Source organism: Marichromatium sp. AB31 (assembly GCF_003718685.1).
Taxonomy (GTDB): Bacteria; Pseudomonadota; Gammaproteobacteria; order Chromatiales; family Chromatiaceae; genus Marichromatium; species Marichromatium gracile.
Map to the genome: position 1 here is coordinate 12,285 of NZ_RHFI01000004.1, position 14,998 is coordinate 27,282.

The 14,998-nt window shown below is 67.4% G+C and carries 13 protein-coding genes; 8 read left to right on the forward strand and 5 right to left on the reverse strand.

The features are described from left to right. Positions 1-116: 116 nt before the first annotated feature. The 4 genes from EBL84_RS16865 to EBL84_RS04755 all read left to right on the forward strand — a co-directional run bounded on the left by EBL84_RS16865 (position 117) and on the right by EBL84_RS04755 (position 6,423). Complete coding sequence (locus EBL84_RS16865) at positions 117-620, forward strand: HMA2 domain-containing protein (RefSeq protein WP_148040265.1); 504 nt, start codon at positions 117-119, stop codon at positions 618-620. 218 nt (positions 621-838) lie between these two features. Next, positions 839-3,223, forward strand: a complete 2,385-nt coding sequence (locus EBL84_RS04745) for a phosphoketolase (RefSeq protein WP_123139774.1) — start codon at positions 839-841, stop codon at positions 3,221-3,223. 74 nt (positions 3,224-3,297) lie between these two features. Then, positions 3,298-5,811, forward strand: a complete 2,514-nt coding sequence (locus tag EBL84_RS04750) for a glycogen/starch/alpha-glucan phosphorylase (RefSeq protein WP_123139775.1) — start codon at positions 3,298-3,300, stop codon at positions 5,809-5,811. A gap of 186 nt (positions 5,812-5,997) precedes the next feature. Continuing rightward, the gene (locus EBL84_RS04755) at positions 5,998-6,423 is read left to right on the forward strand and encodes a PIN domain-containing protein (protein WP_123139776.1); all 426 of its coding nucleotides are present in this window, start codon (positions 5,998-6,000) and stop codon (positions 6,421-6,423) included. Between the two features lie 26 nt (positions 6,424-6,449). On the opposite strand, the gene EBL84_RS04760 is transcribed toward EBL84_RS04755, so the two are convergent. Next, positions 6,450-6,767: a hypothetical protein gene (locus EBL84_RS04760; protein WP_123139777.1), complete on the reverse strand. Its 318-nt coding sequence runs from the start codon at positions 6,765-6,767 to the stop codon at positions 6,450-6,452. Between the two features lie 170 nt (positions 6,768-6,937). Between EBL84_RS04760 and ruvB the strand changes: the two genes are divergently transcribed. Both ruvB and EBL84_RS04770 read left to right on the forward strand, forming a co-directional pair. Beyond that, positions 6,938-7,978, forward strand: coding sequence for a Holliday junction branch migration DNA helicase RuvB (gene ruvB, locus EBL84_RS04765; RefSeq protein WP_123139778.1), 1,041 nt, complete (start codon positions 6,938-6,940; stop codon positions 7,976-7,978). 37 nt (positions 7,979-8,015) lie between these two features. Beyond that, a complete protein-coding gene (locus EBL84_RS04770) occupies positions 8,016-8,648 on the forward strand; it encodes a trimeric intracellular cation channel family protein (RefSeq protein WP_005220290.1) in 633 nt (210 codons plus the stop codon). Here the strand turns inward: EBL84_RS04770 and EBL84_RS04775 are convergent. From EBL84_RS04775 to EBL84_RS04785, 3 genes are read right to left on the reverse strand one after another with little or no spacing between them, the layout of a single operon-like run. After that, on the reverse strand, positions 8,627-9,301 hold the full coding sequence (locus EBL84_RS04775) for a uracil-DNA glycosylase family protein (protein WP_123139779.1): 675 nt from the start codon (positions 9,299-9,301) through the stop codon (positions 8,627-8,629). The genes EBL84_RS04770 and EBL84_RS04775 overlap by 22 nt on opposite strands. An 18-nt stretch (positions 9,302-9,319) precedes the next feature. Next, positions 9,320-9,901 carry a DinB family protein gene (locus EBL84_RS04780; RefSeq protein ID WP_123139780.1) on the reverse strand — a complete coding sequence of 194 codons (582 nt, stop codon included), beginning with the start codon at positions 9,899-9,901 and terminating at the stop codon, positions 9,320-9,322. After that, entirely contained in the window at positions 9,898-11,571 is a 1,674-nt protein-coding gene (locus tag EBL84_RS04785) for a glutamine--tRNA ligase/YqeY domain fusion protein (protein WP_123139781.1), read from the reverse strand. Before EBL84_RS04785 ends, EBL84_RS04780 begins: the two co-directional genes overlap by 4 nt. A gap of 542 nt (positions 11,572-12,113) precedes the next feature. On the opposite strand from EBL84_RS04785, the gene EBL84_RS04795 reads away from it, so the two are divergent. Then, positions 12,114-12,422 carry a DUF1840 domain-containing protein gene (locus EBL84_RS04795; protein ID WP_123139782.1) on the forward strand — a complete coding sequence of 103 codons (309 nt, stop codon included), beginning with the start codon at positions 12,114-12,116 and terminating at the stop codon, positions 12,420-12,422. A 138-nt stretch (positions 12,423-12,560) separates the two neighbouring features. After that, positions 12,561-13,313, forward strand: coding sequence for a PEP-CTERM sorting domain-containing protein (locus EBL84_RS04800; RefSeq protein WP_123139783.1), 753 nt, complete (start codon positions 12,561-12,563; stop codon positions 13,311-13,313). Positions 13,314-13,384: 71 nt separating this feature from the next. Here the strand turns inward: EBL84_RS04800 and gltX are convergent, their stop codons facing one another. Then, positions 13,385-14,800 (reverse strand): glutamate--tRNA ligase, encoded by a 1,416-nt coding sequence (gltX, locus tag EBL84_RS04805; protein ID WP_123139784.1) that lies wholly within the window; start codon positions 14,798-14,800, stop codon positions 13,385-13,387. Between the last annotated feature and the right edge of the window lie 198 nt (positions 14,801-14,998).

Consider the following 14,998-nt stretch of genomic DNA (forward strand, 5'->3'; position numbering starts at 1 on the left):
AAGTTAACGCAGCCGCCCGTCGTAAACAATAACGATTTACGTTTGCATAGAGAGCGGGGCGCGGTTAGACTCGGAGGGTCTGGAGATGGTTGGAGTATCCCCCGGAGGAACCAGCGATGCCGTCCGTACCCGCAGCACGCCAGGGGCAGCTGCCCCCGATCTCGATCTGTCATCAGGTGCCGGGGCGCGTGCGGCTGCGCGTGCCGCTGCTGCTCGCCGAACCCGCTGCGGCGACGGCGCTGGTCAAGGCGCTGCGCGCCCTGCCCGGGGTGGAGGGCGTACGCAGCAACCCGGCCTGCGCCAGCCTGGTGGTGCGGCATCACGCGTCCCAGCCACTGGCGGCGAGCACCATCCTCTCGACACTGACTCCATTGATCCATCAATCGCGTCCTCCGGCGGCCGCTCCTCTGGTCCATCCTATACGAAAAACGCCAAAGTGGAACAGGGCGCACCCCCAGCGCGTACAGCGCCGGCGCTCGCGTGCCGACTGCCCGCTGTGCCACCTCAAGCTCAGGGCGGCGCGCTGGATCATGGCCGACGTGTGGCGCTGCTGGCAGGAGCGTACGCGCGCGCGCATTCGTACCCTGATGGTCACGGCGCTCTCGCCGCTGCGTCACTGACCGAGCCGATACCGCTCACACGCCCGGATGGCGATGCCATAAAAACTTAATATTCAGCGCATTGCCATATGACCTTGACGAGGCCCGGTGATGTCGCGGCGCCATGGCGCCATCACGCACCCACCTGACCCCACTCGGCCATCCTGTCTGGCCTTCCCCCCGACCATCGACTATCGTGATCACCTGAACTCACGCAATCACCGATTGAGGAGTCTGCAATGGTCACCCCCGTCGCGCATCCTGACGCGAACCTGTCCCCAGAGCTTTTGAAGCGGATCGACGCCTACTGGCGCGCCTGCAACTACCTGGCCGTCGGCATGATCTATCTGCGGGACAACCCGCTGCTGCGCGAACCGCTGCGCGAGGAACATCTCAAGCAGCGCCTGCTCGGTCATTGGGGCGCGAGTCCCGGACTGTCGTTCATGTACGTCCATCTCAACCGCATCATCAATGCCTACGACCAGCGCGCCATCTTTCTCGCCGGCCCGGGTCACGGCGCCCCCGGGGTGCTCGCCCCGGTCTATCTCGAGGGCACCTACTCCGAGGTCTATCCCAACAAGAGCGAGGATGAGGAAGGTCTGCGCGCCTTCTTCAAGCAGTTCTCCTTCCCCGGCGGCATCGGCTCGCACTGCACGCCCGAGACCCCCGGCTCGATCCACGAGGGCGGCGAACTCGGCTACTCGATCTCGCACGCCTTCGGCGCGGCCTTCGACAACCCGGATCTGTTGGTGGCGGTCGCCGTCGGCGACGGCGAGGCCGAGACCGGGCCGCTGGCCACCTCCTGGCACTCGAGCAAGTATCTCAACCCGATCCGCGACGGCGCGGTGCTGCCGATCCTTCATCTCAACGGCTACAAGATCAACAACCCCACCCTGCTCTCGCGCATCCCCAACGAGGAACTGAGCAACCTGATGCGCGGCTACGGCTGGACCCCGCACTTCGTCGAGGGCGACGACCCGATGGAGATGCATCAGCGCATGGCCGAGACGCTCGATCGCTGCCTCGCCGAGATCCGCGGCTTCCAGCAGCAGGCACGCGAGAGCGGCCAGGCCAACCGCTGCCACTGGCCGATGATCGTGCTGCGCACCCCCAAGGGCTGGACCGGTCCGAAGACGGTCGACGGCAAGCGCGTCGAGGGTTTCTGGCGCGCCCATCAGGTGCCGCTCTCGGGGATGCACGGCAATCCCGCCCATCTCGAACAGCTCGAGGCGTGGATGCGCAGCTACCAACCCGAGGAGCTGTTCGACGAGCAGGGCCGGCTGCGCCCCGAGCTCAAGGCACTCGCGCCCCGGGGCGAGATGCGCATGAGCGCCAGCCCCCATGCCAACGGCGGCCTGCTGCGACGTGCACTGCGCCTGCCCGACTTCCGCGACTACGCCCAGCCGATCAGCCGTCCGGCCACCGAGCGGGCGATGAACACCCGTCCCCTGGGGGCGATGCTGCGCGACGTGATGGCGCGCAACACCGACAATTTCCGTGTCTTCGGCCCGGACGAGAACACCTCCAACAAGCTCGACGCCATCTACGAGGTGAGCAAGAAGCTGTGGCTGTGCGACTACCGCGAGGAGGACGCCGACGGCGGTGAACTCTCACCCGATGGCCGGGTGCTGGAGATGCTCTCGGAGCACACCCTCGAGGGTTGGTACGAGGGCTATATCCTCACCGGGCGGCACGGTTTCTTCGCCACCTACGAGGCCTTCGTCCACGTCATCGACAGCATGTACAACCAGCATGCCAAGTGGCTGTCGATCTGCGAGGACATCCCCTGGCGCGCCCGTGTCTCCTCGCTCAACCTGCTGATCACCTCCACCGTCTGGCGCCAGGACCACAACGGCTTCACCCACCAGGACCCGGGCTTCCTCGACGTGGTGGTCAACAAGAACCCCGAGGTCACGCGGATCTACCTGCCCCCGGACGTCAACACCCTGCTCTCGACCGTCGACCACTGCCTGCGCAGCCGCGACGACATCAACGTGATTGTCGCCGACAAGCAGAACCATCTGCAGTACCTGGACATGGACGCGGCCATCAAGCACTGCACCAAGGGCATCGGCATCTGGGAGTGGGCGAGCAACGACCAGGGCGGCGAACCCGACCTGGTGATGGTCGGCTGCGGCGACATCCCCACCAAGGAGGCGCTGGCGGCCACCGCGCTGCTGCGCGAGCACTTCGCCGACATCCGCATCCGCTTCATCAACGTCGTCGACCTGTTCCGTCTGCAACCGGCCGGCGAACACCCCCACGGGCTCAACGACGCCGATTTCGACAGCCTGTTCACCAAGGATCGGCCGGTGATCTTCAACTTCCACGGCTATCCCTGGCTGATCCACCGTCTCGCCTACCGTCGCACCAACCACAGGAACCTGCACGTGCGCGGCTACAAGGAGAAGGGCAACATCAACACCCCGCTGGAGCTGGCGATCAACAACGAGATCGACCGCTTCAGCCTCGCCATCGACGCCATCGATCGGGTACCGCGGCTGCAGGTGGCCGGCGCCCACGTCAAGGAGCGGCTGCGCGACATGCAGATCGAGTGTCGCAACTACGCCTTCGAGCACGGCGTCGACAAGCCCGAGGTCGACGACTGGACTTGGCCCTATTGATCTGATCCGACCGGGGCGCGTTCACGCGCCCCGCCCCGACGCATCTCCCCTCTCCCCACACTGAGGCGTCACCGATGAGCAAGGCGCAACGACCCGAGTCACCCTGCGAGCCCCGCGAGCCGACCCGCACCGGGATGTCGAAGGAGGCGCTGAAACAGGCCTATATCGACAACCTGTTCTTCATCCAGGGACGCTTTCGCGAGGTCGCCACCCCCCATGACCTCTACATGGCCGCGGCCTACACCGCGCGCGACCGACTGCTCGAGCGCTGGGTGCGTTCGGCGCAGCTGTTCAAGTCGAGCCATGCGCGCACCGTCTGCTACCTCTCGGCCGAGTACCTGCTCGGTCCGCACCTGGCCAAGACGCTGATCAACCTCGGCATCACCCAGGCGGCGCGCGAGGCGGCCGAGGAACTCGAACTCGACTTCACCGCGGTACTCGAGGAGGAGGAGGAGCCGGGACTCGGCAATGGTGGGCTGGGGCGGCTGGCCGCCTGCTTCATGGACTCGCTCGCGACCCTGCGCATCCCCGCCATCGGCTATGGCATCCGCTACGAGTTCGGCATCTTCGACCAGCGCATCGAGGACGGCTGGCAGGTCGAGGTCAGCGACAACTGGCTGCGCAACGGCAACCCCTGGGAGATCCCGCGGCCGAAGATCTGCTTCCCGGTCTGCTACGGCGGGCACACCGAGCGCTATCGCGACGCCGATGACCAGTGGCGCACCCGCTGGGTACCGGCGATGGTGATCCAGGGCGTCGCCTACGACACCCCGATCCTCGGCTTCGGTACCGACAACGTGAACCTGTTGCGGCTGTGGAAATCGGAGGCGGCCGAGTCGCTCGACTTCCAGGCCTTCAACATCGGCGACTACTACGGCGCGGTGCACGCCAAGATCGAGGCCGAGACCATCTCCAAGATCCTCTACCCCAACGACGAGCCCGAGGCGGGCAAGGAGTTGCGGCTCAAGCAGCAATACTTCTTCGTCTCCTGCTCGATCCAGGACATGATCCGGCTGCACCTCAACACCGTCGGACCGATCGAGCAGTTCGATCAGAAGTTCGTCGCCCAGCTCAACGACACCCACCCGGCGCTGGCCATCGCCGAGCTGATGCGGCTGTTGCTCGACGAGCACGGGATGGACTGGGAGCAGGCCTGGGGGATCACTCACCGCACCTTCTGCTACACCAACCACACCCTGCTGCCCGAGGCCCTCGAGACCTGGCCGGTGGCACTGCTCGAACGGCTGCTGCCGCGCCATCTGGAGATCATCTACGAGATCAATCAGCGCTTTCTCGATCAGGTGCGGGTGCGCTTCTTCGCCGACGACGCGCGGGTGGCGCGGATGTCGTTGATCGGCGAGGACGGCGAGCGCCGAGTGCGCATGGCGCACCTCGCGGTGGTCGGCAGCCATCAGGTCAACGGGGTGGCGGAGCTGCACTCGGAGCTGGTGCGCACCACCATCCTGCGCGACTTCCACGACCTCTGGCCCGAGCGCTTCACCAACGTCACCAACGGGGTCTCGCCGCGACGTTTCATCATGGTCAGCAACCCGCGGCTGGGGCGGCTGATCAGCGAGGTCTGCGGCAACACCGGCTGGGCGCGCGACCTCGAGCAGCTGCGCCGACTCGAGGAATACGCCGACGACCCCACCTTCCAGGCCCGCTGGCGCGAGATCAAGACCGCCGCCAAGCGCGATCTGGCCGACTGGATGGCCGCGCGCACCGGGGTCGACCTCGACCCGGTGCAGCTCTTCGACGTCCAGGCCAAGCGCATCCACGAGTACAAGCGCCAGCACCTCAACGTGCTGCACATCATCCGCACCTACCAGCGCATCAAGCAGGACCCCGATCACAACCTGGTGCCGCGCGCCTTCATCTTCGGCGGCAAGGCCGCACCCGGCTACTTCGCCGCCAAGCTGCTGATCAAGCTGGTCAACGCCGTGGCCGAGGTGATCAACCACGACCCCGAGGTCAACGGCACCATCCGCGTCGCCTTCATGCCCGACTTCAACGTCAAGAACGGTCAGCGACTCTACCCCGCCGCCGACCTCTCCGAGCAGATCTCGCTCGCCGGCAAGGAGGCCTCGGGGACGGGCAACATGAAGTTCTCGATGAACGGGGCACTGACCATCGGCACCCTCGACGGCGCCAACATCGAGATCCGTCGCGCCGTCGGCGAGGACAACTTCTTCCTCTTCGGCATGGACGCCGAGACCGTGGCGCACCGCCAGGCCGAGGGTTACCACCCCTGGGAGTACTATCGCAACGACCCGGAACTACGCGCCGATATCGACCTGATCAACTCGGGGCTGTTCTCGCACGGCGACACCAGCCTGTTTCGCCCGCTCACCGACCAGCTGGTCAACCACGACCCCTTCATGGTGCTGGCCGACTATCGCGCCTATGTGGAGGCCCAGGAGCATGTCAGCAGCGCCTACCGCGACCCCGCACGCTGGACGCGGATGTCGATCCTCAACGTCGCGCGCATGGGCCGCTTCTCCTCCGACCGCGCCATCCGCGAATATGCCGAGCGGATCTGGGCGGTCGAGCCATTGCCGGTGGAGAGCGGGGCGGAGACGACGCGCTGACCACTCATCCGGCCACGAAATGTGACGCTTGTCACACCGATGAGTCTTGACTTATAAGGGTTTCCTGATTGATAGCCCCGCATCGACAGATGCGGGGCGCTCCGGCATGGACCGCGACACCGGGCATCCGCTCGGCATACCCACCGCTCGCCGGCCATGACAGGCGAATACCACAGGGAACGAACGATGTCCGACACCCCCAAGGCGCTCTTCGACGTCACCGTGCTGACCGCGGCCATGGCCGCGGAGGACTCCCGCAACGGCCCCGCACGCGCGGCCTTCGGCCTGGTCACTGATGGACGCGTACGCGGCTATATCTGCGCCAGCGCGATCGACGCACTGCACGACTTCCTCTCCCGCACCCAGGGCCAGCGCCAGGCGCGCGGCGCGCTCGACCGGCTGCGCGCGCTCTTCGAGATCGCCCCGGTCGACGCCGGCATCGTCGACGCGGCCATGGAGCTCGGTTGGGACTATCTCGACGATGCCCTGACCCACGAGTGCGCCCGCGCCCAGGGACTCGACTACCTGATCACCGCCAACCCCGAGGACTTCCCCGGCAGCGCGCTCAAGGTGCAGCCGCCCGAGACCTTCCTGCGCGAACTCCACGGCTGACGCCAGCGCCGGCGGCGGGCCCTGGATCAGCGCTTGCGCACATCCAGATACTCGCGCTCGACCGCCGTCTCCAGCGCCTGCATGCCCTTGACCAGCTCCTCGTAGCGCATCCGCAGCGCATGCAGCCGCGCCACCGCCTCCTTGCCCGGCAGCTCACCGTTACTCTTGGTGGCGATCTCGAACAGCGCCTGCAGATAGCTCGCGCGCGCACGCGCCACCATCTCGATCACCGGATTGAGATCGCTCAGGGTCAGCGCCGAGATCGCCGGATTGATGTGGCGGCGGTTGATCTCGCGGATCGCGGCGTCGATCTCCAGCAGCAGTCGACTGTTTTCGTTTGGCATGCTTGCTCCTCAATTCGCTCACAGAAAGCGTCCCGCTTCTCGCCTGCGCGGGGACCATACGTCACGCTGGCGCGCACGTCGATCGAGGCGCGATCTCCGGCACGAAGATGTCCGCATCCCCTATCATAGGCGCACCCGACCAACTCCCTTGTCTCCCCTCGCCGCCCGACATGACCGACCCAGACCGTATCATCAGCCCCCAGGCCGCCACCGACGACAATGCGCTCGATCGCGCCATCCGCCCCCGCACGTTGGCCGACTATGTCGGCCAGCCGGCGGTCTGCGACCAGATGGAGATCTTCATCGGCGCCGCCCGGGCGCGCGCCGAGGCGCTCGATCACGTGCTGATCTTCGGCCCCCCCGGTCTCGGCAAGACCACGCTCGCCCACATCATCGCCCAGGAGATGCAGGTCAACCTGCGCCAGACCTCGGGACCGGTGCTGGAGAAGCCCGGCGATCTGGCCGCGCTGCTCACCAACCTCGAGGAGGGCGACGTGCTCTTCGTCGACGAGATCCACCGTCTCAGCCCGGTGGTCGAGGAGGTGCTCTACCCGGCGATGGAGGACTACCAGATCGACATCATGATCGGCGAGGGTCCGGCGGCGCGCTCGATCAAGCTCGACCTGCCGCCCTTCACCCTGGTCGGCGCCACCACCCGCGCCGGGCTGCTGACCTCACCGCTGCGCGATCGCTTCGGTATCGTCCAGCGGCTCGAGTACTACTCTGCCGCCGACCTCACCACCATCGTCGAGCGCTCGGCACGACTGCTCGGCATCGCCGCCGACACCGCCGGCGCAAGCGAGATCGCGCGCCGCTCGCGCGGCACCCCGCGCATCGCCAACCGGCTGCTGCGACGGGTGCGCGACTATGCCGAGGTGCGCGCCGACGGCCATATCGACGCCGCCGTCGCCGATCGCGCGCTGGAGATGCTCAAGGTCGACGCCCAGGGCTTCGACCACATGGACCGACGCCTGCTCGAAGCGGTGATCGAGAAGTTCGACGGCGGCCCGGTCGGGGTCGAGAGCCTGGCCGCGGCGATCGGCGAGGAGCGCGGCACCATCGAGGACGTGCTCGAACCCTATCTCATCCAGCAGGGCTTCCTGATGCGCACCCCGCGCGGGCGCATGGCCACCCAGATCGCCTACGACCACTTCGGCCTGCGCGCGCGCCGCGACGCCGAGCCCGGGCTGTTCGATCAGCCGACGGAATGAGACAGCCCGCCCCCCTGGCGACGGAATCGGTCACGACATGCCCCAACTGCACATCCCGCTCGATCTGCTGATGTACTGCACCAGCCTCGCCGCGGTGGCGATGATGGCCGCCGCCGCGGTATTGGAGGCCGGGCGCAAGCGCTTCGACCTGTTCGGCATGGTGGTGGTGGCGCTCGCCGCCGCGCTCGGCGGCGGCTCGCTGCGCGACCTGCTGCTCGATCGCCCGGTGTTCTGGATCGCCGACCAGACCTATTCGATCGTCGCCCTCGGCGCGGCGCTCTTCACCTTCTTCCTGGCGCGGGTGTTCTCGCTGCCGGCGCGGCTGTTCCTGATCCCCGACGCGCTCGGACTGGCGCTGTTCACCGTCACCGGCACCAAGGCCGCGCTCGCCTGGGACGCGCCCTGGTTGGTGGCGAGCTTCATGGGGGTGATCACCGGGGTGGTCGGCGGCATCCTCCGCGACGTGCTCTGCAACGAGGAGCCGCTGGTGTTCCAGGGCACCCTCTACGCCACCGCCTCCTGGCTCGGCGCACTGGTGCTCCTGGCGATGCTCGAACTGGAGATCAACCCCAGCATCGCCGCCGTCACCGGCGGCAGCCTGGTGTTCCTGCTCCGGCTGGCGGCGATCCGCTGGGAGATCAGCCTGCCCTACTTCACCACCAAGGAGTGATCGGCGCGCAGCGCGCGCCACGCCGGGTGCGCCTCGATCAGCGCCAGCGCCTCGGCCAGCAGGGTCTTGCCCGGCTCCATCTTGAACCAGGTCGAGGCCCCCGAGGAGTGCGGCAACGGGATCATGTCCGCCTCCCACCCGGCCGGGTCGCGATAGCGCCACTGCTGACCGACCACCTCGTTGAGCCGCTTGAAGTCCATCAACTGAGCGATGGCGAGCTTGCCCACCGGGATGATCAGCCGTGGCCGCAACAACGCCAGCTCGCCGCGCCACCACTCGGCGCAACGCGCGATCTCCTCGCCATCCGGCACCCGGTCCCCGCCCTTGGGGTTCTTGCCCGGGAAGCAGCGACACACGGCGCTGATCAGCAGCCGCTCGCGACAGACCGGCTCGTCCATACCGATCGAGCCGAGCCAGCGGAACAGCGTCTTGCCCGCGGTCCAGCAGAACGGCAACCCCTGCTCGATCTCGCGGGTACCCGGCGCCTGACCGACCAGCATCACCGGCGAGATCAGGGTGGCGCTGTGCACCGAGGGGCCGAACATCGCCGGGCAGCGACGACAGTCCTCGAGCGCGTGGTGCAACCGGGTCAGGGCAGCGAGCCGGTCGGCCGGGGCGGCGTCGGCGGCGACGGTGAAGGGGGTTGAAGACATCGGACTCCTGAGACGGGATCAGTCGAGACGGCGCGCGATCCGCTGGATCTGCACGCGATGGATGCGGTTGTGCAGCGCCGCCAGGGCGTGCCACTGGCGAGCGCTGAGTGGGCCGAACCAGGGATGGGGATAGGGTTCACGACCATTGAGCACGCCGAGGCGTTCGATCACCTCGGCGTGGCGCTCGACGCTCGCGCGCAGCGCATCGATACGGTCGGGGCCGGCGTCGAGATGCGGAGTGACATCGGCCGGCGCGATCTCGACGCTGTGCCCCTGGCTGACACAGAGGGCGTGGACCAGCGCGGTGACGGCGGTGTTCACCATCACCAGGTGATCGAGCACCATGTAGACCGACCAGTCACGTCCACCGGGCTCGAGTCCGGCGACGCGACGGATGCGCACCGCACGCCGCCCCTGCACCTCGTCGAGCCCGGCGGCGATGGCACAGGCCTGCTCGGCCTCGCGGCGAAACAGACGCAGCACCGACCCCGGCGACGACAGCGCGGCATAGGCGCGCAGGCCGAGATCGGCCACCAGGCGCTCGTGTGCCGGGAGGCGCTGACCCGTCGGATCGGTTGCGTCGGTCTCGCGTCTACTCACCCGTTGCCCTTGCCCCAGCTGTCGCGCAGCCCCACGGTGCGGTTGAACACCGGGCGCTGCGCCGTCGAATCGGGATCGACGACGAAATAGCCCTCACGCTCGAACTGGAAGCGCTCGCCCGGCTGTGCCCCACCGAGGCTCGGCTCGAGCATGCAATCGACCAGCACCTCGAGCGAGTCGGGGTTGATGTCGTTGCGATAATCCTGCCCCTCGGCGCCGGGCATCGCAACCCGGAACAGACGGTCGTAGAGACGCACCTCGGCGGCCACCGCGTGCGCGGCGGCGACCCAGTGGATCACCCCCTTGACCTTGCGCCCCTCGGGCTTGCAGCCGAGGGTGGCCGGGTCGATGCTTGCGCGCAGCTCGACGACCTCGCCGGCAGCGTCCTTCACCACCTCGTCGCAACGGATCACATAGGCGTTGCGCAACCGCACCTCACCGCCCGGCACCAGCCGCTTGAAGCCCTTCGGCGGGACCTCGGCGAAGTCCGCGCGATCGATATAGAGCTCGCGCCCGAAGGGGATCTCGCGGCTGCCCATCGACTCGTCCTTGGGATGGTTGGCCGCGCTGATGTTGAGCACCTCGTCCTCGGGGTAGTTGGTCAGCACCACCTTGAGCGGGCGCAGCACCGCCATGCGCCGGGGCGCGTGGGCGTCGAGATCGTCGCGGATGGCGCTCTCGAGCATCGCCATCTCCACCCGGTTCTCCGACTTGGTCACGCCGATGCGCTCGCAGAACTCGCGCAGCGCCGTCGGGGTGTAGCCACGCCGCCGCAGCCCGGCGATGGTCGGCATGCGCGGATCGTCCCAGCCATCGACGTGCCCCTCGGCGACCAGCTCGGTGAGCTTGCGCTTGCTGGTGACGGTGTACTCGAGGTTGAGCCGGCTGAACTCGATCTGACGCGGCCGGCTCGGCACCGAGACGTGCTCGACGCACCAGTCGTAGAGCGGACGGTGGTCCTCGAACTCGAGGGTGCAGAGCGAGTGGGTGACGCCCTCGATGGCATCGCTCAGCGGGTGGGTGAAGTCATAGGTCGGGTAGAGACACCAGGCGTCCCCGGTCTGGTGATGGATCACCCCGTGCTTGATGCGATAGAGCACCGGGTCGCGCAGATTGATGTTGGGCGCGGCCATGTCGATGCGCGCGCGCAGGGTGCGCGAACCATCGGGGAACTCACCGGCGCGCATCCGCGCGAACAGCTCGAGGTTCTCCGCCACCGGGCGATCGCGCCACGGGCTCGGGCGACCGGGCTCGGTGAGGGTGCCGCGATACTCGCGCATCTGCTCGGCATCGAGCTCGCAGACATAGGCCAGCCCCTGCTCGATCAGCTCGACGGCGAAGCCATAGAGCCGCTCGAAGTAGTCGGAGGCGAACCGCGCCTGCCCGCCCCACTCGAAGCCGAGCCAGCGCACGTCGGTCTTGATCGCCTCGACGAACTCGACGTTCTCCTTGTGCGGATTGGTGTCGTCGAAGCGCAGGTTGCACTGCCCGCCGAGCGACTCGGCCAAGCCGAAGTTGAGCGCAATCGACTTGGCGTGGCCGATGTGCAGATAACCATTGGGCTCGGGCGGGAAACGGGTCACCACCCGGTCGTGGGTCCCGGCGGCCAGATCCGCTTCGACGATCTGGCGGATGAAGTTGGTGCGGGTCGGCTCGGCAGCGTCGGTCATGATGTCTCGGGCAGGCGATAGATTGATTGGACGACGAACAGGATATTTTATCGCGCGCGTCCCTGGGCGTCAGCCTGACTGATCGGTCGACAGCGGGCAGCGCTCAGCTGCCAGCCGCCAGCCGCCAGTGGGCGTACAGACTCGACGAACGCAGCGGGCACGAACCACCCCACGCCGCCTCTCGCTGTCAGCCCCAAAACACAGCAGGACCTGCGTGAGGCTCTTGCTGTTGATCTGCTCACCACCACCCACCGAGAGCGCCCCCCTTCGCGATTTTGCGATCCGCGCCCCGGCTACCACCATCCAACTGGAGGCTGGAGGCTGGAGGCTGGAGGCTGGAGGCTGGAGGCTGGAGGCTGGAGGCTGGAGGCTGGAGGCTGGGGACTGGAGACTCTTCCCCTTGCTTCGTCTCCTTTGCGTCTTTGCGGTTCAATCCCCTGGCGACTGGCGACTGGCGACTGGCGACTGGCGACTGGCGACTGGCGACTGGCGACTGGCGACTGCTAGCCTAGCCCTTCACCCGCCCATCATCGGAGCCGATCATGCTCGTTCATTTCCAGACCAGTGCTTATGCCACCATCACCATGTTCGGCGAGGTCGCCGTGCCCCTGATCAAGCTGATGGGGCACAGCGGCAGCGTGCCCGGCGCGCTGCTCGCCGCCGATGTCCCCCGGGCGCTGGAGCGACTGCGCGACGGGGTCGCGGATCACCCCGGGCTTTATCTCGATCCGCGGCGCGATGAGGACGACGGCGAGCGCCGCCATGTCAGCCTCGCCCATCGCGCCCTGCCGCTCATCGAGCTCCTGGAGGCGGCCGCGGCCGCCGAGGCCAATGTGATGTGGGACCACTGAACGGGCACTGGCGCACTCAAGGCGGCACGCCCGGAGTGGTAATCTGATCCGTTCTGGAGGGATTCCAGGCACGGGCGCGAAGGCGCCCGGTCCCCACCGCCGGGACCGGTCGGCGGCGATCACGACAACCATAAGCACATGCGCACGCACAGCAGACGACTTCTCGGCCTCACCCTCGGGCTCACCAGCCTGTCGGCGCTGGCCACACCGATCGACCTCTCCGGCTGGCAGGCCGAGGGACCCGGCAAGTGGCAACTCGGCGACCCGGGCAGCGTCACCCAGACCCGCAACGAGGCCCCCACCGTTTTCTTCAGCAGCGACCCGGCCCAGGGCTTGAGCCTCTCCGGACAGCTCCAGGTCGACTATGCCAAGGACAACGATGTCATCGGCTTCGTCCTCGGCTATCGAGCCGGCGATCTCGGCGCCAGCGACGTCGACTATCTGCTGATCGACTGGCGCCGCTCGGACCAGAGCCGCTACGGCGGGCGCGCCGAGGGCGGTCTGGCCATCTCGCGCGTCACCGATCGGCTCGACGAGAACAGCGGCGCCTGGTGGCACGACCCGGCTCAGGGCGTCGAGGAGCTGGCGCGCGGGCTCACCCTCGGCGATACCGGCTGGGACCCCTACACCAGCTACGACTTCGACCTGCACTTCACCGCCACCGGGGTCGAACTGTTCATCGACGGCATCAAGGAACTCGATCTGGCGGGCAACTTCGCCGACGGCGGGATCGGTTTCTACAACTACTCGCAGCGCAACGCGATCTACTCCGGGCTGCAGTTCACCGCGCTCGCCGCGGACGACAGCGGCGGTAGCATTCCGACGCCGACGAGCCTCGCCCTGCTGCTCGCGGGCGTCCTCGGGCTGGGGCTGAGTCGCCGCAGGCGCTGAGCCCGAACGCAAGCGCGCCGGGGCCCGCGAGGACCCCGGCGCGCGGGTCGTTCAAGCCGACGACGGACCGATCAGGCGGCGCTCTCGCGCTCGGCGATATAGGTGAGCGCCTTGTCGATACGACGCAGCGTCGCCTCCTTGCCGACCAGCATCAGCGTCTCCTCGATCCCCGGGGAGGCGGCGCGACCGACGATGGCCACGCGCAGCGGCTGGGCGACCTTGCCCATCTTCACCTCCAGCTCCTCGGAGACGCGCTCGACCACGCGCTTGAGATCGTCCGGGTTCCAGTCCTCGTAGGCCATCATCTCGAAGGCGGCGCGCAACCGCTCGAGCGCCTCGCGCGCGACCGGACGCAGGTGCTTCTTCGCCGAGGTCTCGTCGAACGCCTCGAAGTCCTGGTAGCAGAAGGCGCTGATCTCGGCCAGCTCGGCGAGGGTCTTGGCGCGCGCGGCCTGGGCCTTGACCACCGCGGCCAGCTCCGGGCCGGTGCTGGGGTCGATCCCCAGCCGGCCCATGTGCGGGCTGAGCAGACGGGCGATGCGGGAAGGCTCGGCATGGTGCAGATAGTGCTGGTTGAGCCAGTCGAGCTTGTCGGTGTTGAAGGCCGAGGCGGCCTTGTTGACCGCGCCGATGTCGAACAGCTCGACCATCTCCTCGAGCGAGAAGATCTCCTGATCGCCGTGCGACCAGCCCAGACGCACCAGATAGTTGAGCAGCGCCTCGGGCAGATAGCCCTGATCGCGATAGGACATCACCCCCACCGCACCGTGACGCTTGGACAGCCGCGCGCCGTCGTCGCCGAGGATCATCGGCACGTGGGCGTACTGCGGCACGTCGCGACCGAGCGCGCGCAGGATGTTGATCTGGCGCGGGGTGTTGTTGATGTGGTCGTCGCCACGGATGACATGGGTGATGCCCATGTCGGCGTCGTCCACCACCACGGTGAGGTTGTAGGTCGGCGAGCCGTCGCTGCGACGGATGATCAGGTCGTCGAGCTCGGCGTTGTTGAACGGCATCCGTCCGCGGATCATGTCGTCGACCACCACCACGCCGTCGGCGGGGTTCTTGAAACGGATCACGTGCGGCTTGTCGGGGTCGACCTGACGGGTGCGGCAGCAGCCGTCATAGCGCGGCTTGACCTTGCGCGCCATCTGGTCCTCGCGCAGCTTCTCGAGCCGCTCCTTGGGACAGTCGCAGCGATAGGCCAGACCCTTGTCGAGCAGCTCGTCGATGACCTGGTTGTAACGGTCGAAGCGCTGCGTCTGGTAGAAGGGCCCCTCGTCGTACTCGAGCCCGAGCCAGGTCATGCCCTCGAGGATCGCGTTGACCGACTCCTCGGTCGAGCGTTCGAGATCGGTGTCCTCGATCCGCAGCACGAACTGCCCACCGTGCCTGCGGGCGAAGAGATAGCTGAACAGCGCGGTACGAGCGCCGCCGACGTGCAGATAGCCGGTTGGAGACGGTGCGAATCGGGTACGAACGGTCATGGGATTCCGGATCGGTTGTGATGGGAGTGAGCGCAGATTCTAGCAGAGCCGACCGCCGCGAACCCGGGTGGCGCGGTCGGCGGAGAATCGAGACGAGCGAAGCGCAAATGATACGACCGACCTCCAGCCGCCAGCGTCACGCCGAGCGCGCGGCGGCTGGCGGCTGAAGGCTGAAGGCTGAAGGCTGTGACAGCTGGA